Here is a 21,488-nt window from a genome sequence, read left to right on the forward strand (position 1 = left end):
AAATGTACAAAATATTTCTGTATAAATAAAAAGCTACCTAAAACATTAGGCAGCTTTCTATTTGTATACAATAGGATTTATCATTTTTCAAACGCTTTTAAAGCATTGATAATAATAGCAATACATTCTCGTAATTCTGTTTCATTCATCACCAAGGGCGGAGCAAACCTAATGATATTGCCGTGAGTAGGTTTGGCGAGCAAGCCATTGTCACGCATCTTTAGGCAGATATTCCAAGCAGTGTCACTCTCTTCGGTATCGTTGATAACTACCGCATTTAATAACCCTTTACCACGTACTAATGAGGCAATTTTTGAGGTTTTGATATAATCTCCAATTTCTTTGCGGAAAATCTCACCTAAACGGGCAGCATTTTCAGCCAAATGTTCATCTTTTACCACTTGTAAGGCTTCAATTGCTACTGCTGCTGCCAAAGGATTGCCTCCAAAAGTACTGCCGTGTTGCCCTGCTTTGATTACGTGCATTATACGGTCATCGGCAAGAACAGCACTCACAGGATATACACCCCCGCTAAGGGCTTTACCTAATACCAATATATCGGGTTTTACATTTTCGTGATCTACTGCCAAACGCTTCCCAGTACGCGCTACCCCTGTTTGCACCTCATCTGCAATAAAGAGCGCATTATATTTTTCGCATAAGGCTTTAGCTCCACTCAAATAACCTTCAGAAGGGACGTATACCCCCGCTTCTCCTTGTATCGGTTCTACTAAAAAGCCTGCTACTGTTGCTTTATTATCGGCAAGCACTTGTTCCAAAGCTGCTAAATCGTTGTAAGGAACAGATACAAAACCAGGTGTATAAGGACCAAAGTTCTTGCGCGCATTCTTATCGGACGAGAAAGAAACTACTGTAGTGGTACGCCCGTGGAAATTCTGGTCACAAACAATAATAATAGCAGCACTTTCTGGCACTCCTTTCTGTTCGTATGCCCATTTACGACATATTTTAATAGCTGTTTCAACAGCCTCAGCTCCTGTATTCATCGGGAGGACTTTTTCAAAGCCAAAATACTCGGTTACATATTTTTCATACACTCCGAGTTTATCGTTATAGAAAGCACGAGAGGTAAGTGTAAGAGTTTTCGCTTGTTCTGTGAGCGCTTTGATAATGCGAGGATGGCAGTGACCTTGGTTTACAGCAGAGTAAGAGGAAAGAAAATCGTAGTAGCGTTTGCCTTCCACATCCCACACATATACCCCTTGCCCTTTGCTAAGCACAACAGGTAGTGGGTGATAGTTATGAGCACCATACTGATTTTCCAGTGCCATTGCTTGTTCTGAGGTTAATTTTTGTGATGTCATATATTTTCGTTTTGTTTTTAGACGACAAATATACAACTAATTTTCGTAAAAAACAAAAAAAGCACAAATTTGGAATATCCAAATCTGTGCTATAAAGTTTTTGCGTTACTACTCGTTTCCTAAAAGAAGTCGTCTAACATTGTTCCAAATTCTGCTTTACACTTGTATAGTAGAGCTCTTGAAATACCGATGTTAGATTTTAGTCTATCCAATGCAGTGATTGAAAAGAATTTTCCTAAAGCTGAAATCATTAGCATATAGGTTATTTTATCAGCTTCAATTAGAATATAGTCTAAAGCTGTTTCTCCCATAGATTTATTGCTATTCATCACTTTTTTCACTTGATCTACAATTGTCAAATGAAAAGCTGAACTTTGTTCTACTATTTTTGAAGATTCTTCATTAGCTGAAGCTTTAGATAAAATAGTTCCATCTTTACAGCTTAAAATTCCATAAAATAGAAACCCAGGCATGTTTTCTTTCATTTCTAAGCAATGGGCGTCGAGTAACTCTTGTAGTTTTGTTCCAGTCATAATAATATATATAGTGTTTAGTTTTTTATGACGCAAAACTATGTATTATTTTTATAACCTCCAATTTTTTTTAACACTTTTTTTAGTTTTTATTTGCATTACATTAAGAATTAAAAATTATATTCCTCAAAATCAAATTTTTAGAAATTACTCTTCTATTAAAAATTTTTACTATTTTTTAGTAAAAAACACCTCTCTGGATAAAATATTATCCTTAAATAATAAAGATGAAACATAAATATAATATCTTGAATATTTCTCTATAACCTATTTTATAAAACTGAAAAACCATCTTTATTATGTATGTCATTAAATTAGTGAATGATAGCTATACACTTCACTGTAATTTCTTAGTGTATTTTGTTTATTATGAAGTTAATTAAAAATAAGATTGTTTTATTTTTGGTTGTTGGCAGTTAGTTATTAGTTATAAAAATTACCCAATAAAAAAAAAAAAACACCTAAACGATGTTAATTATTTTTCGAAAGCAAATCTTCAAAAATTATTATATTCAATTATTAACCATAGTTGGTAAAACTATTGATATTTATAATTTCTGAATGAGAAACTTGTTGTTTTTTAATTGTACTTTATTCTTATTGATATAAAGTCCTTCAATTCTATAAAATACTTATTTCCAGCAAGTGATGTTTTTTTTTTACTTTTAAAACTTTGCCAAAGGTCGTAGCACGACGAGCAATTAAAACTTTGGCAAAGTTTAGGGATTAGCTAAAAGCTAAGATATCATTACAGCTCCTACTGTAGCATTGCTAGTTTCATCGATGAGGATGGCGCTACCCATAGGGGGATTGCTTTGGAAAGCATCATATACTAATGGAGCAGCTGTTTTAAGTCGGATTTTTGCTATTTCATTGAGTTTTACACTTTCTACTCCTTCAGTTTGGTCAAGGGTATTGACATCAATTTTGTATTCAATTTCCTTTACAATGGCTTTTACGATCCTACTGCGCTGTTGTAACAAGTACTTATTACCTTCGTGCAATTCGCGTTTGTCCATCCAGCACACAAGGGCTTCTATATCCTGACCTTGCTGAGGTTCAGCTCCTTGTTTGGCAAAATAGTCACCACGAGAAATATCGATATCATCTTCGATATGTAACACTACAGGGTCGCCTGCTTTGGCTTCAGCCACTTCTTCGCCATTGTGCTCTATCTTACTGATTTTAGTGTTGATACCTTCAGGGAGTACCACTATAGCATCGCCTTTGTGATAAACCCCTGATATGATTTGACCTGCGTAACCGCGATAGTCGTGTAAGGCTTCAGTTTGAGGGCGTATTACATACTGCACCTGAAAACGAGGTTGGTCGTAATTATCTTTATTAATTTCTATAGTTTCTAAGAAGTCTAATAATGAATTTCCTTTGTACCAAGGCATTGCTTCGGTGGTATTCACAATATTATCACCTACAAAAGCCGAAATTGGGAAATAGTGTACACTTTTCAAACCTAAACGTTTGGCGATACCTTCATACTCTTGCTGGATATTTTTGAATACCTCTTCACTATAGCCTACCAAATCCATTTTGTTTACAGCTACCACGACCTCTGGAATATTGAGCAGAGAGGCTATGATAGAATGGCGGCGAGTTTGTTCGGTTACGCCATTGCGAGCGTCTACCAGAATGATAATAAGCTCGGAATTAGAGGCTCCAGTAATCATATTGCGGGTGTATTGCGTATGACCGGGAGCATCGGCAATGATAAATTTGCGTTTAGGGGTTGCAAAATAGCGATAAGCCACATCAATAGTAATACCTTGCTCACGTTCTGCACGAAGGCCATCGGTGAGGATAGCGAGGTCTATACCATCATCGTTCTTATTTTTAGATTGTTGTTCGAGCGCCTCAAGCTGGTCGACTAAAATGCTTTTGCTATCGTATAACAAACGACCTATGAGGGTACTTTTACCGTCGTCTACACTACCTGCAGTGATAAATCGTAATATATTCATTTGTATCTTAAAAATCAATTTTTGGCAAAGATACAAATAATTACGAAATACGAGTTACGAATAGCGAAAATAATTTGTTAAGAAGAAAATATTAAGAGTGTTTTTCATAAGTTATTCAATTGGTATAAGCTACATTATATTTCTTATCATTTGGATACTTGTAATGTATAGAAGCACGGATTTTTACAACCGGTTTATCAAAGTTGAGCATATCTTCGCAATTGATCATTTTATCAATTATGTAATAGACAAGATTGTATTTCTCACCTTTCTGCAAAGTTTTTTTTGCAATCATCTAAATTTGCTGGAGGTACAGAAGGAGGTAGGCAACCTTGTATATCTTTAGCTTTGCCATTCTCATCTTCATATTGTAACCCAAAGTGAAACACATGAGTAAGTATTGATTTCAATGGGTTTATCAGAGTAATTTACAATAACTACCTCAGCATATTCTCGGTTTACATCAGTGTAGTTTAGTGTTGCTTGTACGCCAATTTTTGCATTAGGCAAGGTAATTACTTCTGGCTCTTTAACAGCGGTAGAGGTAGGTGATTGAGTATTACAATGGTTGAGGACAATTGTAGAAAATACTAAAAGCAAAAGGGTACATTTCATAGCTTAATTCTCACGGATTTTTTCTATAATATACTCGTAGTGAGTGTAGTGTTGCACGAAATCAAGATCGGTTACATCGATGATAAGAGAATTGATAGCGGCATTTTTCTGTATAAAATCTAAATAGCCATAATGTATTTTTTTTAGATAATCAGGGGAGATGTTCTGTTCGTATTCCCTGCCGCGTTTTTTAATATTCTCAATAAGGCGGTCGGTATTTTGATAAAGAAATACGTACAAATCGGGTTTGATGATTTGGCTATAGAGAATATAGAAGAGTTTGCGGTACAACATAAATTCATCATCAGTAAGGGTTACCTTAGAGAAAATGAGAGATTTGAAGATATCGTAATCGGAAACGACGAACTCTTTAAACAAGTCGGTTTGTGCTAATTGCTCACGCATTTGTTGGTATCGTTCAGTAAGGAACGACATTTCGAGCGTAAATCCGTATTGTTTAGGGTTTTCGTAGAATTTAGGCAAGAAAGGATTATCGGAAAACTGTTCTAAAATCAGTTTAGCATTGAAATCTTCGGCGATTTTAGTAGCCAAAGTAGTTTTACCAGAACCTATATTTCCTTCAATAGCGATGTACTTATAATTTAAAAACGGCGACTTTTGTGCGGGAAATGACAGTTGGTCGAACAAGCGTTGTACAGGTGAAGTGTCATTGGTAGTGCGGAGCAGTTCGGCAACTGTTTTTTTAAGTACGGGGTGTATTTTGAGGTCATCGATGTTAGCTAAAGGCTTGAGCACAAATTTACGTTGGTGTAAAAGCGGATGGGGCACAGTAAGTACATCGGTATGAATCACTTCATCGTCATAGAAAAGTATATCGAGGTCTATCGTACGGGACTGGTAGCCTTTAGAATGAGGCATACGTTCGCGCCCCAGTTCTTGCTCTATTTGCAAGAGTTGCATTAGCACCTGCTCAGCAGAGAGGAAGGTGCGACAGAGCAGACAAGTGTTGAGGAAAGCCTCGCCTGAAAATCCCCAAGAGGGTGTTTCGTAGATAGGGGCTATATCCACAATGGTACCTACCCGCGTAGCAATGCCTTCTATGGCTTGTTGTAAGTACGCTTTACGGTTCCCTAAATTACTTCCTAATGATATGTAGACGTCGTGGTTCAATTGACAATTGACAATTAATAATTAACAAAAGTCCCAGTGTTTTTGATACAATTTGAGACGAACTTTGCCAAAGGTGCAATCCACAATGGGCAATTAGAAACTTTGGCAAAGTAGAAGCAAGAATACTATTTTTATAGATTTCTTGATTATTGATTTTGTAAAAATCGCAATACGTTGTCGTGGATACGGTTTTCAATGTCGGAGGTATCGGCAGGGAGAAATTTTTCACCCATAATATTTTCGTAGAGCTCGATATAACGATCGGAAACAGATTGTACATATTCATCGCTCATCTCAGGCATTTTTTGTCCTTTTTCGCCTTGGAAGCCTTGTGAGATGAGCCACTGACGCACAAATTCTTTGGAGAGTTGGATTTGAGGTTCACCATTTTCTTGGCGTTCTTCATAGCCTTCTTTGTAGAAATAACGGGAAGAATCGGGGGTGTGAATTTCGTCGATGAGTACGATTTCACCATCGCGGGTTTTACCGAACTCATATTTGGTATCTACCAAAATCAAACCGTGTTTAGAAGCAATTTCGGTACCTCGTGCGAAGAGAGCATAGGTATATTTTTCCATCAAACGATAGTCGTCTTCATTTACAATTCCGCGACGAATGATTTCTTCACGTGAGATATCCTCGTCGTGCAAGCCTTGTTCTGCTTTAGTAGCAGGGGTGATGATGGGGTGTTGAGGGAACATATCAAACTCGCGCAATCCTTCTGGTAAAGGCACTCCTGAGAGTTTGCGCACTCCGTTTTTATAGAGGCGAGCTGAGTGCCCTGCAAGATAACCGCGAATCACCATTTCTACTTTTAGAGGTTCGCACACTTGCCCTATAGAGACGTTGGGGTCGGGAGAGGCAATGAGCCAGTTAGGCACAATATCTTCAGTTTGTTGCAAAAAACTTACAGCTATTTGGTTTAATATCTGACCTTTATAAGGGATGCCTTTGGGAAGAATAGCATCGAAAGCTGAAATACGATCGGTGGCAATCATAATGAGGGTATCATCTTTTAGTTGATACACATCACGTACTTTCCCTCTGTAAACAGACTTTTGTTTAGGGAATTTAAAGTTTGTTTTTGTTATGGTATTCATCTTCGTAAAAAGTTTTTAAAATCTTTTTTTTCGGGGCAAAGGTATAAAATAATTACGAATTACGAGTTACGAATTATGAAAAAATACTACTTTTGCAATATCATTTTTATACGTTAAAAAAGTAAAGACTATGAAAATCATTTGTATAGGTAGAAATTACCGCGAGACTATCGAAGAAAACAATCAAACACCACTTCAACCTATAGTAGTGTTTATGAAACCAGACACAGCTATCCACAACCTCGAAATTCCTTATTACATTCCTGATTTTACACAAGATTTGTATTACGAAATAGAATTAGTGCTGAAAATCAACCAAAATGGGAAATGTATTTCGGAGAAGTTTGCACATAAATATTACGACGAGATTGCTGTGGGCATTGATTTTACAGCTTGCGATCTACAAGCTGAATTGAGCCAAAAAGGGCTGTCTTGGGAGCAAGCAAAGGCTTTTGACAGCTCGGCTATCGTGGGAAAATTTGTATCTAAAGAAATGTTTAGCAACTCCTCCCCTATTGAGTTTCACTTAGATAAAGACGGCTCTACTATACAAGAGGGAAAGACAACACAAATGCTCAGAGGATTTGATACTATCATTGCTGAAGTATCACAGTACTTTACCCTTCGCAAAGGCGACCTTATCTTTACAGGAGCGCCCAAAGGTGCAAGGAAAGCAGTAGCAGGTGATTTATTAGAGGGATTTTTAGGAGAAGAGAAGAGTTTTAGCTTAAAAATTAGATAAGGAGAGATCTCTTTAGTATAGCCTCTGCTACTAACTACTATCACACTGTCGATAGATCCCCTATAAAGTTTTTCCCATTGCATTGCTGTGGAAAGTTGGCTAAAACAGAGGTTGTATAAGCTAAAAAAAAGTATTAAAAATAAAGACTTCATATCATACTATCATTAGGAGTTTTAGACATTGTCAAAGTCCAAGGACTTTGACAATGTGTGTGATACAAAAGCAATTTTAAAAATCAGCTTGTATAGCTTTGATGAGTTCATCGGGGTCTTTGAATTTCACAAAAGCTCCATTCTTGAAGTAAGAGATATGCCCTGTTTCTTCAGAAACTACTAATGCAGTAGCATCGGTTTTTTCGGTAATGGAAATAGCAGCACGGTGGCGTAATCCATAGCGTTTGGGCAAATTGATTTCACTTGCTACTGGCAATATCACTCTCGTTGCTACAATATGGTCGCCTTTTATCACTATTGCTCCATCGTGTAGCGGGCTGTTTTTATAAAAGATACTTTCGATAATAGGCTCGGAAAATTCTATATTCACCTTGTCACCCGTTTCAGTCACAAAATCAAGGGGCATATTGTGTTCCAAAACAATAAGCGCTCCTGTATTGGTAGTTCCTAATTTCAAACATACATTTACCAAACTTTCGATATTGAGTACAATTTCCTTTTCTTTGAAAAAATGAAATACGCGTTGTAACTTATTGCGCGCTGTGATATTAGTAGAACCCAAGGTGAGCAGGAAACGGCGTATTTCTTGCTGGAACACAACTATCAGCGCAAAGACTCCTACCCCGATAAACTGACCTAATATACTGCTGAGCAACTGCATTTGCAGGGCTTCTGTAATTTTCCATATCAGGTAGATAATCACAATCCCCATAAAAATATTGATAGCTACCGTACCCCGAATCAATCGGTAGAGGTAGTACAAAAGGGATGCAAATAGCAGTATATCAATCGCATCGACAACGGTAAAGTCTAAAATATCGAATAGTTTCATTGTATTTTTTCAAAGAGTGTTACACATTCTTTAGCTTCTTTTACATCGTGTACCCGCAAGATGTGTGCCCCTTTCATTAGGGCGATGGTATTGACTACTGTCGTAGCATTCAGGGCATTAGCGGGGTCAGTTTCTAACAGTTTGTACAACATCGACTTGCGGGAAAAACCTACCAATAGCGGACAACCAAAACACTGAAATAGTTCTAAGTGCTTCAAGACTTCGTAATTCTGTTCTAAAGTTTTAGAGAATCCAAAGCCTACATCTACTATAAAATCATTAATTCCTGCTTCTAAGGCTTTAGCTTTGCGCTCGGAAAAATAGTAGCGCATATCGCTGATGATATCCTTATAATCAGTATGTTGTTGCATTGTTTGGGGGGTACCTACAAGATGCATCGCAATATAAGGCACCTGAAATTGTGCTACTACGGGCAACATCTGCTCATCTAAGAGTCCAGCAGAAATATCATTGATTATACAAGCTCCTTCTAAGAGCGATTGGCGTGCTACTTCACTGCGAAAAGTATCTACCGAGATACGTATCTCAGGAAAATGTTGTACCAAAGAGCGCACAACAGGTACTACCCTATTAAGTTCTTCTGTTTGTGAAACTTCAGGTGCATTGGGACGGGTACTATAGCCCCCTACATCAATAAAATCAGCACCTTGAGCGAGCATTGTTTCAGCGCGTTGTAAGAGTGTTTTTTCGGTTACACGACTCCCTTCGTAAAAAGAGTCGGGGGTATGATTGAGGATTCCCATCACTCTGGGGGTATCCATAGAGAGCAATTCTCCTTTACAATTGATGGTCATAAATATTAGGTGTCAGGTGTTAGGTTTCAGGGTTCAGGTTTCAGGGGGTTAGCAGTCAGCCATATTTACGGCGACGGCTAAACCACCTTCGGAGGTTTCTTTATATTTAGAATTCATATCTTTGGCAGTTTGCCACATTGTATTTATCACCTTATCCAAAGGAACTTTGGCATTCTTAGGGTCGGTTTCGATAGCCAATTCGGCAGCGTTAATTGCTTTGATTGCCCCCATTGCATTGCGCTCAATACAAGGGATTTGCACCAATCCGCCGATAGGGTCGCAAGTAAGCCCCAAGTGGTGTTCCATTGCTATTTCGGCAGCGATGAGCACCTGCTCAGGAGAACCGCCCAAGAGTTCACAGAGCGCGCCTGCCGCCATTGCTGATGACACCCCTATTTCAGCTTGACAACCACCCATAGCCGCCGATATGGTTGCCCCTTTTTTGAAGAGACTGCCTATCTCGCCTGCCACCAAGAGAAATTGCTGAATGTGCTCCTCGGTAGCCTGTTGGTTTTCAATAGTTACATAGTAGAGCAACACCGCTGGAATTACTCCTGCACTTCCGTTAGTAGGTGCGGTAACCACACGCCCTAACGAAGCATTCACTTCATTGACTGCCAGTGAAAAACAACTCACCCATTTGAGGATTTCGCGGAACTTGATATTCGTTTTCTTGATAGAATTCAGCCAATTTTCAGGACTATCATAAGTAACTACCCCGATGAGGTTCTTGTGGATATCATAAGCGCGACGGCGCACGTGCAAGCCGCCAGGGAGTACCCCCTCGGTATGGCAACCTATATAAGTGCATTCCAGCATTGTATGCCATATACGTATCAACTCGCTATGAATTTGTTCCTCTGTGCGCAAGGATTTTTCGTTTTCATAAACTATTTCGGATATTTTCTTACCCTCTTGGTGGCAATAGTTGATGAGTTCTTCAGCCTTATCAATAGGAAAAGGAAAGTTGCGCCGAGTATCTTTTTTAGTTGCTACTTGTTCTCCTTCCTTCACAATAAAACCACCTCCTACAGAATAAAAAGTAGACGTATAACTAAACCCCTCGCCTTCAGCTGAGAAAGTAAGCCCATTAGCGTGAAAAGGCAAGAAATTCCTATTAAAAACGATATTTTCTTTAGGGTTGAAGTTGATAATCTGTTCGTTACCCAAACAGAGTTTTTGATTGTTAGTAATAGCTGTAATGATTACGTCTAAGCTCTCAATAGGCACATACTCAGGGTCGGCACCACTGAGACCGAGCATTACCGCTAAATCAGTAGCGTGCCCCTTACCTGTAAGGGAGAGGGAACCATATAAATCTACATGCACTTTAGTTGTACAAGTTAAGAGACACTTCTCTCTCAATTCTTTAAGAAAAGCCTCGGCAGCACGCCAAGGACCTAAAGTATGAGAACTAGAAGGGCCTACCCCTATTTTAAGCATATCGAATACACTTATTCGTTCCATTTGAAATTACTATAAAAGTTTTAAGACTGCAAAAATAGAAAACAATCAGTTAATTAGCAAAATTTTATTTTAGTAAAAAGTAAGAGATAAATAATAAAACAATTTTTAGATTATTATTTGTTAATTGTTAATAGTTTTATACTTTTGTGCTTTCAAACGAAAATTCTCAAAAGGATATGATCACAGACAAAGAATTAGAAGCCCTAATGCGTAAAGTTGATGGAGCTGTAGATAAACAATATAATTTCATCAAAGAGATGAAAGACATTAAAAACTATCTTTGGGAACTGAAAGCTACAATGCAGGAAAATACTATAGAAGAGAATGTTACTCCTCTAGTTGTAGAGCCTATCATAGCTCCTTCTATTCCTGAGGCAATTGAGGAAGAAAAAGTTACATCTCCTGCAACAGTAGAAATTGCGGAAGGCGTAGTGGAAAATCCTATTATTAATCCTCAAATAGTAGAAGAAGTAACAGCCGAAGAAACTGCTGCTATTGCACCTCAACCCGTAGAAGCTAACCAACCTTACCATAGCAGAAAACCTAATTTTGAAAAACCTGTAGATGATTGGTACAAACCTAAAAAATCTATTAATTGGGAACGCTTCATAGGTGAAAACTTATTCAGCAAAATAGGGATAGGCATTATCATTATTGGGGTATTTATAGGAGTAAAATACTCTATAGAACACAACTTGATCAGCCCTGCAATGCGATTGGTATTGGGCTACTTAGTAGGGGCAGGACTCTTTGTAGCAGGAGCAATGCTCAAAAAGAAATACGAAAGCTTCAGTGCAGTGCTTGTGAGTGGAGCGATGACGATTTTCTACTTTGTTACTTTTATAGGCTATTCGGTATTTGAGTTTTTCCCACAGTCACTTACCTTTATACTAATGTTCCTCTTCACTGCCTTTACGGTAGCCGCCTCACTGAATTACAACAAAGTAGTGATTGCACTGATAGGCTTGGTAGGCAGTTATGCTGTACCATTCTTACTGAGCGATAATTCAGGACGCGTATCTATTTTGTTTGCTTATACAGCTATCATCAACATAGGAGTACTCATCATTTCTTTCTACAAACAGTGGCGTTCACTCTATTTATCAGCTTTTGCCTTTACTTGGTTAATGTTGCTATCATTGTGGGCTAACAATTACGAGTACGATGATTTTGCACCTTATTTCACTTTCAATTTAGTTACTTTCCTCACTTTTTATATAGCTTTTATCTTCCAGAAAATACATCAAGAAAAAGAGTTAAAAGGTTTAGATGTAGTACTATTTCTATTTAATAGTTTGCTTTTCTTTAGTATGGGAGTGTGGTATATTCACGACTATTCTATAGGTAATAGCACTGCTATAGCGGCATTCACTTTGGGAAATGCCCTATTGCACTTTGGGGTAGCCTATTATTTCCACATTAAAAAATTCCCTTCACAAGCTCTAAAATACTTGATATTAGTATTGGCATTGTCCTATGCTACTTTAGTGATACCTATCCAATTCAAAGGTTCTTGGATTACAGTGTTCTGGAGTGCCGAAGCTGCTTTGCTCTTCTGGTTTGGTCGCCGCAAAAACTTGTTGGTATACGAGCGGATTTCGTATGCTGTAATGCTATTGGCAACTTTCAGTTTAATAATTGATTGGACAAAAGCAGACTACAGTTTATATTATACAAATTTGAATGAGTTTAGTAATATCGTTCCGTTTGGTAATGCGATGTTCATCAATGCATTGTTATATAGTGCTGCTTTTGGTTTTATGGCATATACACACCGTTTGACTCAACTTGCTAACAAGGAAATCTATAAGCTCCTTACCATCATACTAAATATTTTGTGTGTAGGGTCTCTCTATTTTATATTCTTTAGAGAAATAGATATTTTGTGCGATGTAAGAGCTCTCCAGCAAACACCTAATCTTACAGATAATTATGGTGCTTGGGAAGCGTTAGATAATTTTAAAAACGTATGGAAAATAGTTTATAGTTTGCTTTTTTTTGTTGTTTACACCTTATTAAATATAAAATTGTTCAAATCTAAATTATTGGGTGAAATACAGTTTGGCATCAGCATTTTGCTCGCATTCATTTTTATGACCTTAGGACTATACACTTTCAGTGAATTGAGAGAAAGTTACCTCGATAATCCTCAGTTATCACTTTGGTTCTTGAATGTGAGATATGTAGGAATTGTAGTTTTTGCTATATTCTGTTATACATCCTATTTATTGAGTCGTTTTCTCAATTTGAAAGAAGAAATGCAAAAAAGTTTAGAATTTGTTCTACACCTTATTATTTTATGGGTTGCCAGCAGCGAGCTCTTGCACTGGACAGAACTTTACCGTTCGGCTTCTAACTACAAATTAGGACTTACCATCTTATGGGGCTCTTACGCACTTCTTTTGGTTGTTTTAGGTATTTTCAAACGTAAGAAACATCTGCGTATTTCAGGTATTGTACTCATCGGGTTCAGTATATTAAAATTATTCTTGTACGATACCACCCATTTAGATGCTTTGAGAAAAACTATTGTATTTGTAATTCTCGGTTTCTTAGTGCTTGTAGCATCATTTTTTTATAACAAATACACTAACAAGATTGAAGAAACAGATAAATCTGAAAACGATAACACTACGGACAATAACGCAACAATTTGATATTCAAAAACGTAAAAAAGTAAGTTTTAGACGTTCCGAAATTTTATGAAAAGTTTAAGAGAAAAAAAATATTCCATATTTAAGAAACTTTGTACCTTTGCGCGATAATAACCGAAAATAAAATCTTGGAATGATTAATGATTACAGAGAAATTGAACTTACCGTAGAACGCCCTACTCCAATAGACAGAGAAGTAGTTTGGAACAAATCACAAGTGGTGATTAGTGAAGCTGATGTTTATGGTCGTATTACTAATGTGAATGATGTGTTTAGCAATGTTTGTGGCTATTCACCAGAGGAGATGATAGGACAACCTCACAGCATCATTCGCCACCCTGATATGCCTAAACTAATTTTCAAATTGCTTTGGGATAACCTTAAAGCTGGTAATAACTTTATTGGGGTTATCAAAAACTTGGCTAAGAGCGGTGAATACTATTGGGTAATTACCGATTTTGAAATGCGCCGCGACGCAATGGGTAATATCACTCACTATATCGCTCGCCGTAAGTCAGTACCTAAAGCTGTGATTGAAAACTATGTAGCACCTCTTTACCAAACCTTATTGAAACTTGAAAAAGTAGGTGGTATGGAACTCAGCGCTCGTTTCTTCAAAAACTATTTGGCTAAACAAGGTAAAGACTATATTGATTTTATCATTGATGTAATGAATGAAAACCGTGAAAACGTAGCCTTTGAGGAAATTCCTGTATCATCAGTAGATACTAGCACTGTAGTATCTGATGATATTGTAACAATGAACGAAGCTCAGAACGAAAAACGTAAAAGTTTCTTCAGTCTCCTATTTAGTTAGGAGAAAATTATTACTGGAGAACTTATTAAATTAACAATAAAAAGAAATAATATGTCAGATTTTCAAAATCCAGTACCTACTATCGAGCGCCCTACCCCTATAGACCATGAAGTAGATTGGGATAAAAGCAAAGTTCTCATCAGTGAAACTGATCCTGCAGGAACTATTACCAATGTAAACGATGTCTTCTGCTCGGTAGCACATTATTCTGCCAGCGAACTCATTGGGCAACCGCATAATGTTATTCGTCACCCCGATATGCCTAAATTGATTTTCAAACTCCTTTGGGATAACTTGAAAGCAGGTAACAACTTTGTAGGGGTTATCAAGAACTTAGCAAAAACAGGTGAATACTATTGGGTAGTAACTGATTTTGAAATGCGTCGCGACGAAACAGGTAAGATTACACACTATATTGGTAGACGTAAATCTGTGCCAGAATCGGCTATTACCAATTATGTAGCTCCTTTCTATGATTCACTCTTAAAAATGGAGAGAATAGGTGGGGTAGAACTCAGCAGTCGTTTCTTCAAAAACTACTTGGCTAAACAAGGCAAAGATTATATCGACTTTGTAATCGACATTATGTCGGAAGGACAACAACAAAGCTTTAGTTCAGAAACTGTTTCTGCAGTAGATAATACACCAGTAGCAGCACCTGTGTCTGACGATATGCTACACGTAGATGATTCGATGAATGAAAAACGTAAAAACTTCTTTGAACGTTTGTTTTCTTAGTAATAAATTTTAATTGATTATATAAAGGAATAGAGCATCGCTCTGTTCCTTTTTTTGCGGTATAACATTTGTTACTTCTATATTGCTAATTGAAAAATATTTTATACTTTTGCCCCAACTAATTAATTCAATAACGAAAATGAATTTAACAGCCTATCATTTTGTGTCGCTGTTCCGCAATAATGTACAGCAATACCCACAAAAAGATGCCTTGATGGGAAGAAATAAAGCTTCTCAATGGCAAGGTATTACGTGGGAAACTTTAGGCAATACCACTACCCTTCTTTCTAAAGCCTTACTTTCATTGGGAGTACAACCCCAAGAAACTGTAGGGATTCTCTCTCAAAACACTCCTCAATGGTCGCTTGCCGACCTCGCTTGCTTGCAAATACGCGCTATTACGGTGCCTATATACACTACAAACACAGCCGAACAAGCTCTTTACGTGATGAATCACGCTGAAGTGAAAGTACTATTTGTAGGCGATGAAAAACAATACCAAAAAGTACTTCAAGTTGCTAATCAATGTCCATCATTACAAATGATTATAGTATGCGACAACGAAGTTGCTCTTACCGAAAAACAATATTCCATTCATTGGAACGACTTTTTAGCACTCGGCAGTAGCTCTCAGTACGATGTTGAGTTTGAAAAACGCCTTAAAGAACGCAACTTAGATGATCTTTTTACGATTATCTACACATCGGGTACTACTGGTGAACCCAAAGGAGTAATGCTTTCCTACGAGAACTTAGCTTTCCAAATGATAGGACATTCCGAGCGCCTATCAACTGTGGATAACACCGATATTTCTTTAGCTTTCTTACCCTTATCACACGTTTTTGAACGCGCTTGGACGTTTTTCTGTCTCTATAAAGCCGTTACTGTATACTATTTAGACGATACTAATTTAGTGCGCGAAGCCCTTGCCCAAGTGCGTCCTACTTTGATGTGTGCTGTACCTCGTTTCTACGAAAAGATTTTTGCAACAGTGCACGACAAAGCCGATACTTCTTCTTTTGTAAAGCGCAAACTCTTCCGTTTGGCTATCGCTACGGGCAAACGTGTATTAGCACTGCGCGAACAAGGTAAAAAACCTTCGTTAGTACTGCAAAAAGCCTACAATCTTTTTGATAAGTTAGTATACAAAAAACTAAAAGAAGCCCTTGGTGGTCGCATTAAGTTTATGCCTTGTGGAGGTGCGAATCTCGAACCTAGTATAGGTAGGTTTTTCCAATCAATTGGTATTAATTTAAAATTGGGTTATGGAATGACCGAAACTGTCGCTACCATTTCTTGCTGGGGTGACAATCGTATCAACCCTCAATCGGTAGGGGAGGTAATGCCTAACGTACAAGTACGTATAGGTGAAGATAACGAAATATTGGTAAAAGGAGGAATGGTGATGAAGGGTTACTATAAAAACCCTGAAGAAACAGCCAAAGTATTTACCCCAGATGGCTTTTTGCGTACTGGTGATGCTGGTAAGTTAGACGGTAACAATAGTCTCTTTATTACTGAGCGCATCAAAGAATTGATGAAAACTTCTAATGGCAAATACATTGCTCCGCAAATGATTGAAGGTAAAGTAGGCAAATATAACCTTATTGAACAGATAGCTGTAATTGCCGATGGCAAAAAGTTTGTTTCAGCACTTATTGTACCTAATTTCGAGATGTTGTCACAAGCCTTAAAAGACCTCAACATTAAGTATAAAAACACAGCAGATTTGATTAAACACAGTCAGGTGATAGAATATATAGGCAAGCAATTGCAAAAATTCCAAAAAGACTTACCTGACTACGAACAAATTAAGAAATTCACACTACTTCCTTCAGCTTTTACGATTGAACGCAACGAAATTACTCCTTCATTAAAGTTGAGAAGAAAGGTGATTTACGCTAATTACAGTCGTGAAATAGAGGCGATGTACAAATAAATTAACTAATTAGCCAATTTGCCAATTAGGAGCTACCTCAATAGAGATAGGTTCCTTTTTAACGGGATGTAAAAAGCGGAGCCTATGAGCGTGAAGACAGATACCGCCATCGGGATTTGAGCGTTTAGCTCCATATTTCAAATCACCTTTGATATGCAACCCAATGGCAGCCAATTGTGCTCTTATTTGGTGATGTCGCCCTGTGATAAGGTCGATTTCTAATAAGTAATAACGATCATAAGTTTTTAATAGTTTGTAGTGCAGTACAGCTTTCTTGCTATGCTGCACTTCTTTTTGATGCGCTACCGATTTATTTTGCTTTTCATTGCGCACTAACCAATGGGTAAGCGTACCTTCTTCAGCTGGAGGGGCAGCATCTACCAAAGCCCAATAAGTTTTTTGTACTTCTTCCTTATTAGCAAACATCGCATTGAGACGTGCCAGCGCTTTAGAAGTTTTAGCAAATAGCACCACCCCCGTAGTAGGGCGGTCTAATCGATGAACTACCCCGAGGAACACCTCCCCAGGTTTGTTGTATTTCTTCTTAAGATAAGCCTTAACAATATCGCTTAGGGGTATATCACCCGTCTTGTCGCCCTGAACTATGTCGCCCACTCGCTTGTTTACGGCGATAACGTGATTGTCTTCGTAAAGCACGTCTACGTTTTCGGCGTTTGTGATAAGTTTCATAATGTCGTTTATTAGTGAAGTAGAGAAAACGTATTCCATCGTAAAAAAGTCCGATGAGAAGTATGATTACTGAAATCAGCAGTGTATATATAGAAAGCCCGCGTTCAATATAAAAATAACCCGCACTAAATCCGCCTAAAAAGAAAAAGGCAATGATGAAAAGTCGCAAGCGAATAGTGTTTTTCAGTTGCGCGTGTTGATTCTCATAGTGATTGCGATTTAAATAAAGCCTTTGAGCGAGTTCAATACCCAAATCGGTAAAAAGCCCTGTAAGGTGAGTGGTGCGCACTACTGAGTTGGAGATTTTGGTTACAAAAGAATTCTGCAACCCCATCGCAAAGAGCAAGATACAAGCCGTTACATCTGTAGGAATTGCTTCAGGGAAAAAGAAGTGCAACCCCATTACCAATAGCAAGGCAAAACACTCTAATAGTGTAGGTTTTAGATATTTATTTTGGGTACGGTGATAATTAGCATTTTCAATGAGCAGTCCCGAAGTAAAAGAGCCCAACAAAAAAGCAAAAATATACAGAAAGTAAATCAATCCTTTCCAAAATTCGGCTACCGATACATCATAAATAAAATAAGCAAAGTGTCCCGTAACGTTTGTAGTGAGTTTGCCCACAAACAAAAAGCCCGTAACGTTCACCATTCCTGCAACGAATGAGAGCACTACGGCTATTTGTAAATTGTGTTTAGCGGTACGCTTTTTACCTTGATGGCGGAACATTAGTACTGTTCTTTTTCATTAGGAAAATCAACGTTCTTCACATCTTCAATATAATGAGACACTGCCTTGGTAATCACCTCTTGCAAGTTAGCGTATTTACGCAAGAAACGAGGCTGAAATTCATTGTTCATTCCAAGCATATCCTGCATTACAAGCACTTGCCCATCTACCGCACTACCTGCACCAATCCCAATGATAGGCACGCGCACACTTTTAGCTACTTCTTCTGCTAATTTAGCAGGTATTTTTTCTAATACAATAGCAAAACAGCCCAATTGTTCGAGCAATTTTGCATCTTCTTTGAGCTTTTGCGCTTCAGCTTCTTCTTTAGCACGCAAAGCAAAAGAACCAAACTGATGAATTGATTGCGGCGTAAGCCCCAAGTGTCCCATTACAGGAATACCTGCATTCACAATGCGTCTGATACTTTCGGCTTCTTCCTTGCCTCCCTCCAATTTGATAGCGTGAGCCCCACTTTCCTTCATTATACGAGTAGCCGAACGCAATGCCTTTTTAGGGTCGGATTGATACGTTCCAAAAGGCAAATCTACCACTACCAAAGCACGAGTAACCCCTCTTATTACAGATGAAGCGTGATAAATCATCTGATCTAAGGTGATAGGCAAGGTCGTTTCGTGTCCTGCCATTACATTACTGGCTGAGTCACCTACCAAAAGTACATCGATACCAGCGGAATCTAATAATTTTGCAAAAGTATAATCGTAGGCGGTAAGCATCGAAATCTTTTCACCATTAGCTTTCATCTCTACTACCGATTTGGTAGTTACGCGTTTGTATTCTTTTCTAACTGCTGACATTTCTTTTTGTAGTTTAAAAATCGCGGCAAAGATATAAATAATTAACAAATTAGCCAATTTGTTGATTAGCAAATTTCAATCCGTCTCTTAACGAAAAAACTTTTCTCTCATTCTTCTAAAAAATAATTGCTACCTTTGCAGTATTATTCATAGAAACATCCATTCTCCTTCAACAGAAAATATGCTGCAGGAGATATTCATATATTCTATGAAGATAGAAAAATAAAATGTTAAAAGTCATAAAGTAATTTTATTATGTGATATGGTAACAATAGAACAAATAAAGAATTACAAAATATGCAATATAATAGAAGTAACTTTAGATGGAATACTTTTAGAATTGCATTTAAACCTCAAACATTTAGACAGTAAAAAATCTATTAGTATCTCAGCTTCTGAAGAGGGAGAAATATTGCTTTTTTCAATAGCGAGTTATTGGAAAGATAAGAACAATATTAAATATGAAGCATATACTATACAAAGAATAGGTAGTAATTCCTCTTTATCAAAATTAATAGGAGATAAAATTACAAATATTGAGTTTGGCATAGGAAAAACTCTTTATACAGAAGAGCTAGTAATCTATTACATTATGTTACAAACAAATGATAGTAAATGTCTATTCTTTAATAATGGTGATGAATGCGCCTATTCATTAGATAAAATTAGTGAAATTTTAGCGGATGATATTTACAATTATAAATGGAAAGACACTCCCCCTTATTCTAAGATTTGAAAAAAGAATTACTACTTTTGCATCACGAACATTATATTTTATAGCGCTATGTATAGATTTGGAGAACCTAAAAATTTAGATACAATTACTGCCAAAGATGTAATTGATAACAAATTATGGGTATGGGTTTGGGAAGCAAACCTCGAAGAAAAATACCCCGAAGATTACCAAGTACCTGTATTGGGAATTGACAATTTAGAAAACGAATTTACGGAGCCCATCATTACTTTCTACATAAAAGGTCATAACGATTTGATAGCTTCAGCAAGTTATGATTTTTCTAAAGATTGTTTGTATGCCATTAGTATATGCTATGAAAATGAATGGTTCCTATTAAATAATTGCCCTTTTCTTGAAGAACCTATTGAACTGAGTGCTGCTATAAAGATTAAAAATCAAGAAAACCGAAGTTTTATCTGTCAGTCAAAATCAGAAGATATCGCATATCCTAAGTAAATAAATGAATATCAACACTAAAGAATCTATAGAAGAAATGACTACTGCCTTATTGCGTATGGCAGATGATATTTGTTATAACAAAATTTCTCGCAAGGTCGTTTATTTTACAAGACTGATTAAGGAAAAACAAAAAAGAGAAGGTTTTGAAGAGGCTGACAGAAATACTTTTCAACTTTATAAAAAAGGAAAATTCCTTACTGCTGAACAATTGGTAACCGAAATTAAAAAGCATCAGAAATATCTCAATGTGGTAGATCTTAATTTGTATTTTTCCTCTGCTGAAAAGACAGTAGTTTTAGCTTGCTTAGTATTTACTGAGAAAAAAAATTGGTTTAGACACAAACTTTCAGAAAATCTCATCTTTCATTGTGCCATAAGAATATCTCCAAGCTATAGTACAAATGAAGAAAAGGAAAAAATGGATGCCAATTGGCACTTAGATAAATTTTTCACCAAAATGACAAAAGAAGAAATAAAATTTCTAGCGGTAGTATTTAGGCAAATATACCTCTCAATACAAAGGGTTAATGACGCAGAAAAAGAAGCGTACTTTTCTTTTTTTGAAAAAAGAATGAAATATTACCTATATGCTCAACGTTTATTGAAGAAAAAGACACTTCAAAAAGAAATTAAATTGAGATACATTGCTATGTACGAAACGCTTAACAAATTTATCCTTTTTGTAAAAGAAAAGCCATACCCCACTTATGAGTTAAGGTATGAAATTTTTAAGTTTACTGCTAATATATACAGCTATTTAGAATCAAAACTCTTTTTTAGCAATCGGAAAAAATATGCTTATGTAGAACATTACAATCAAAACGATTTACACGGACAAACTTTTGATACGATTGAAGAAGTGCTTGACAAATTAGGCTGTCACAACATCATAACCGATATTCACAACACTACAATATGATACCCCCTGAAAAAAACAGACGAGCTATAAAAGCTATACACAATTTGATGATTCGTTTAAAAATAAATATCGTTCAAGAATTACCTCATAGAGAACTTTATAACCTTATAGATGAATTAGAATATCTACCTATTTTGCTATTAAACAAGGAAGATAGGACGCAAGAATTTGAAGAGTATTTGAAAAAAATTTGTTCACAATTCCAATGTATGCGCATTTGGGAACAATATCAAAACGAAGAAGAGCCTTATTATTAATCAACACTCTACAATATAAATA

The 21,488-nt window shown here is 36.9% G+C and carries 21 protein-coding genes; 9 read left to right on the top strand and 12 right to left on the bottom strand.

Annotation, left to right across the window (positions count from 1 at the left end; genetic code table 11):
* Positions 1 to 80: 80 nt before the first annotated feature.
* The 6 genes from rocD to Q0162_RS04825 form a co-directional block, all read right to left on the bottom strand.
* On the bottom strand, positions 81 to 1,325 hold the full coding sequence (rocD, locus tag Q0162_RS04800; protein ID WP_297889890.1) for an ornithine--oxo-acid transaminase: 1,245 nt from the start codon (positions 1,323 to 1,325) through the stop codon (positions 81 to 83).
* 119 nt (positions 1,326 to 1,444) lie between these two features.
* On the bottom strand, positions 1,445 to 1,858 hold the full coding sequence (locus tag Q0162_RS04805) for a hypothetical protein (protein ID WP_297889892.1): 414 nt from the start codon (positions 1,856 to 1,858) through the stop codon (positions 1,445 to 1,447).
* A 737-nt stretch (positions 1,859 to 2,595) separates the two neighbouring features.
* Positions 2,596 to 3,834 (bottom strand): GTP-binding protein, encoded by a 1,239-nt coding sequence (locus Q0162_RS04810; RefSeq protein ID WP_297889895.1) that lies wholly within the window; start codon positions 3,832 to 3,834, stop codon positions 2,596 to 2,598.
* A gap of 363 nt (positions 3,835 to 4,197) precedes the next feature.
* The gene (locus Q0162_RS04815; protein WP_297889897.1) at positions 4,198 to 4,449 is read right to left on the bottom strand and encodes a hypothetical protein; all 252 of its coding nucleotides are present in this window, start codon (positions 4,447 to 4,449) and stop codon (positions 4,198 to 4,200) included.
* A 3-nt stretch (positions 4,450 to 4,452) separates the two neighbouring features.
* A complete protein-coding gene (gene folK / locus Q0162_RS04820) occupies positions 4,453 to 5,580 on the bottom strand; it encodes a 2-amino-4-hydroxy-6-hydroxymethyldihydropteridine diphosphokinase (protein ID WP_297889899.1) in 1,128 nt (375 codons plus the stop codon).
* A gap of 146 nt (positions 5,581 to 5,726) precedes the next feature.
* Positions 5,727 to 6,680 carry a phosphoribosylaminoimidazolesuccinocarboxamide synthase gene (locus tag Q0162_RS04825; RefSeq protein WP_002680677.1) on the bottom strand — a complete coding sequence of 318 codons (954 nt, stop codon included), beginning with the start codon at positions 6,678 to 6,680 and terminating at the stop codon, positions 5,727 to 5,729.
* Positions 6,681 to 6,810: 130 nt separating this feature from the next.
* Here Q0162_RS04825 and Q0162_RS04830 point away from each other — a divergent pair, with 130 nt between their 5' ends.
* Positions 6,811 to 7,422, top strand: a complete 612-nt coding sequence (locus tag Q0162_RS04830) for a fumarylacetoacetate hydrolase family protein (RefSeq protein WP_297889906.1) — start codon at positions 6,811 to 6,813, stop codon at positions 7,420 to 7,422.
* 228 nt (positions 7,423 to 7,650) lie between these two features.
* Here the strand turns inward: Q0162_RS04830 and Q0162_RS04835 are convergent, their stop codons facing one another.
* The 3 genes from Q0162_RS04835 to Q0162_RS04845 are packed head-to-tail and all read right to left on the bottom strand — an operon-like array spanning position 7,651 to position 10,709.
* Positions 7,651 to 8,427 (bottom strand): diadenylate cyclase, encoded by a 777-nt coding sequence (locus Q0162_RS04835; RefSeq protein WP_203093095.1) that lies wholly within the window; start codon positions 8,425 to 8,427, stop codon positions 7,651 to 7,653.
* Positions 8,424 to 9,242, bottom strand: coding sequence for a dihydropteroate synthase (gene folP, locus Q0162_RS04840; RefSeq protein ID WP_297889910.1), 819 nt, complete (start codon positions 9,240 to 9,242; stop codon positions 8,424 to 8,426). Before folP ends, Q0162_RS04835 begins: the two co-directional genes overlap by 4 nt.
* Before the next feature lie 48 nt (positions 9,243 to 9,290).
* Positions 9,291 to 10,709: an L-serine ammonia-lyase gene (locus tag Q0162_RS04845; protein ID WP_297889912.1), complete on the bottom strand. Its 1,419-nt coding sequence runs from the start codon at positions 10,707 to 10,709 to the stop codon at positions 9,291 to 9,293.
* A gap of 176 nt (positions 10,710 to 10,885) precedes the next feature.
* Here Q0162_RS04845 and Q0162_RS04850 point away from each other — a divergent pair, with 176 nt between their 5' ends.
* From Q0162_RS04850 to Q0162_RS04865, 4 genes are all read left to right on the top strand, one after another.
* Positions 10,886 to 13,366, top strand: coding sequence for a DUF2339 domain-containing protein (locus Q0162_RS04850; RefSeq protein WP_297889914.1), 2,481 nt, complete (start codon positions 10,886 to 10,888; stop codon positions 13,364 to 13,366).
* Between the two features lie 130 nt (positions 13,367 to 13,496).
* Positions 13,497 to 14,180 (top strand): PAS domain-containing protein, encoded by a 684-nt coding sequence (locus Q0162_RS04855; protein ID WP_297889916.1) that lies wholly within the window; start codon positions 13,497 to 13,499, stop codon positions 14,178 to 14,180.
* Positions 14,181 to 14,231: 51 nt separating this feature from the next.
* A complete protein-coding gene (locus Q0162_RS04860) occupies positions 14,232 to 14,918 on the top strand; it encodes a PAS domain-containing protein (RefSeq protein WP_297889918.1) in 687 nt (228 codons plus the stop codon).
* A gap of 139 nt (positions 14,919 to 15,057) precedes the next feature.
* Positions 15,058 to 16,857: a long-chain fatty acid--CoA ligase gene (locus Q0162_RS04865; RefSeq protein ID WP_297889920.1), complete on the top strand. Its 1,800-nt coding sequence runs from the start codon at positions 15,058 to 15,060 to the stop codon at positions 16,855 to 16,857.
* Between the two features lie 9 nt (positions 16,858 to 16,866).
* On the opposite strand, the gene Q0162_RS04870 is transcribed toward Q0162_RS04865, so the two are convergent.
* From Q0162_RS04870 to panB, 3 genes are read right to left on the bottom strand one after another with little or no spacing between them, the layout of a single operon-like run.
* The gene (locus Q0162_RS04870) at positions 16,867 to 17,547 is read right to left on the bottom strand and encodes an RluA family pseudouridine synthase (protein ID WP_297889922.1); all 681 of its coding nucleotides are present in this window, start codon (positions 17,545 to 17,547) and stop codon (positions 16,867 to 16,869) included.
* Positions 17,438 to 18,277, bottom strand: coding sequence for a YoaK family protein (locus Q0162_RS04875; RefSeq protein WP_095897967.1), 840 nt, complete (start codon positions 18,275 to 18,277; stop codon positions 17,438 to 17,440). Before Q0162_RS04875 ends, Q0162_RS04870 begins: the two co-directional genes overlap by 110 nt.
* Positions 18,277 to 19,095, bottom strand: coding sequence for a 3-methyl-2-oxobutanoate hydroxymethyltransferase (gene panB / locus Q0162_RS04880; RefSeq protein ID WP_297889924.1), 819 nt, complete (start codon positions 19,093 to 19,095; stop codon positions 18,277 to 18,279). Before panB ends, Q0162_RS04875 begins: the two co-directional genes overlap by 1 nt.
* A 262-nt stretch (positions 19,096 to 19,357) precedes the next feature.
* On the opposite strand from panB, the gene Q0162_RS04885 reads away from it, so the two are divergent.
* From Q0162_RS04885 to Q0162_RS04900, 4 genes are read left to right on the top strand one after another with little or no spacing between them, the layout of a single operon-like run.
* Positions 19,358 to 19,831, top strand: a complete 474-nt coding sequence (locus tag Q0162_RS04885; protein ID WP_297889926.1) for a hypothetical protein — start codon at positions 19,358 to 19,360, stop codon at positions 19,829 to 19,831.
* Between the two features lie 48 nt (positions 19,832 to 19,879).
* A complete protein-coding gene (locus Q0162_RS04890) occupies positions 19,880 to 20,287 on the top strand; it encodes a hypothetical protein (RefSeq protein ID WP_297889928.1) in 408 nt (135 codons plus the stop codon).
* Positions 20,288 to 20,291: 4 nt separating this feature from the next.
* Positions 20,292 to 21,209, top strand: a complete 918-nt coding sequence (locus tag Q0162_RS04895; RefSeq protein WP_297889930.1) for a hypothetical protein — start codon at positions 20,292 to 20,294, stop codon at positions 21,207 to 21,209.
* Positions 21,206 to 21,466: a GTP-binding protein EngB gene (locus Q0162_RS04900; protein ID WP_198466200.1), complete on the top strand. Its 261-nt coding sequence runs from the start codon at positions 21,206 to 21,208 to the stop codon at positions 21,464 to 21,466. Before Q0162_RS04895 ends, Q0162_RS04900 begins: the two co-directional genes overlap by 4 nt.
* Positions 21,467 to 21,488 lie beyond the last annotated feature (22 nt).

The sequence above is a fragment of the uncultured Capnocytophaga sp. genome, from assembly GCF_937936315.1.
In the GTDB taxonomy this organism is placed as follows: domain Bacteria; phylum Bacteroidota; class Bacteroidia; order Flavobacteriales; family Flavobacteriaceae; genus Capnocytophaga.

Bases quoted from the DNA above. Each gene is read 5' to 3' on its own strand.
- rocD (WP_297889890.1), bottom strand. From the start codon at position 1,325: ATGACATCACAAAAATTAACCTCAGAACAAGCAATGGCACTGGAAAAT.
- Q0162_RS04805 (WP_297889892.1), bottom strand. From the start codon at position 1,858: ATGACTGGAACAAAACTACAAGAGTTACTCGACGCCCATTGCTTAGAA.
- Q0162_RS04810 (WP_297889895.1), bottom strand. From the start codon at position 3,834: ATGAATATATTACGATTTATCACTGCAGGTAGTGTAGACGACGGTAAA.
- Q0162_RS04815 (WP_297889897.1), bottom strand. From the start codon at position 4,449: ATGAAATGTACCCTTTTGCTTTTAGTATTTTCTACAATTGTCCTCAAC.
- Q0162_RS04825 (WP_002680677.1), bottom strand. From the start codon at position 6,680: ATGAATACCATAACAAAAACAAACTTTAAATTCCCTAAACAAAAGTCT.
- Q0162_RS04830 (WP_297889906.1), top strand. From the start codon at position 6,811: ATGAAAATCATTTGTATAGGTAGAAATTACCGCGAGACTATCGAAGAA.
- Q0162_RS04835 (WP_203093095.1), bottom strand. From the start codon at position 8,427: ATGAAACTATTCGATATTTTAGACTTTACCGTTGTCGATGCGATTGAT.
- folP (WP_297889910.1), bottom strand. From the start codon at position 9,242: ATGACCATCAATTGTAAAGGAGAATTGCTCTCTATGGATACCCCCAGA.
- Q0162_RS04845 (WP_297889912.1), bottom strand. From the start codon at position 10,709: ATGGAACGAATAAGTGTATTCGATATGCTTAAAATAGGGGTAGGCCCT.
- Q0162_RS04850 (WP_297889914.1), top strand. From the start codon at position 10,886: ATGATCACAGACAAAGAATTAGAAGCCCTAATGCGTAAAGTTGATGGA.
- Q0162_RS04855 (WP_297889916.1), top strand. From the start codon at position 13,497: ATGATTAATGATTACAGAGAAATTGAACTTACCGTAGAACGCCCTACT.
- Q0162_RS04860 (WP_297889918.1), top strand. From the start codon at position 14,232: ATGTCAGATTTTCAAAATCCAGTACCTACTATCGAGCGCCCTACCCCT.
- Q0162_RS04865 (WP_297889920.1), top strand. From the start codon at position 15,058: ATGAATTTAACAGCCTATCATTTTGTGTCGCTGTTCCGCAATAATGTA.
- Q0162_RS04870 (WP_297889922.1), bottom strand. From the start codon at position 17,547: ATGAAACTTATCACAAACGCCGAAAACGTAGACGTGCTTTACGAAGAC.
- Q0162_RS04875 (WP_095897967.1), bottom strand. From the start codon at position 18,277: ATGTTCCGCCATCAAGGTAAAAAGCGTACCGCTAAACACAATTTACAA.
- panB (WP_297889924.1), bottom strand. From the start codon at position 19,095: ATGTCAGCAGTTAGAAAAGAATACAAACGCGTAACTACCAAATCGGTA.
- Q0162_RS04885 (WP_297889926.1), top strand. From the start codon at position 19,358: ATGGTAACAATAGAACAAATAAAGAATTACAAAATATGCAATATAATA.
- Q0162_RS04890 (WP_297889928.1), top strand. From the start codon at position 19,880: ATGTATAGATTTGGAGAACCTAAAAATTTAGATACAATTACTGCCAAA.
- Q0162_RS04895 (WP_297889930.1), top strand. From the start codon at position 20,292: ATGAATATCAACACTAAAGAATCTATAGAAGAAATGACTACTGCCTTA.
- Q0162_RS04900 (WP_198466200.1), top strand. From the start codon at position 21,206: ATGATACCCCCTGAAAAAAACAGACGAGCTATAAAAGCTATACACAAT.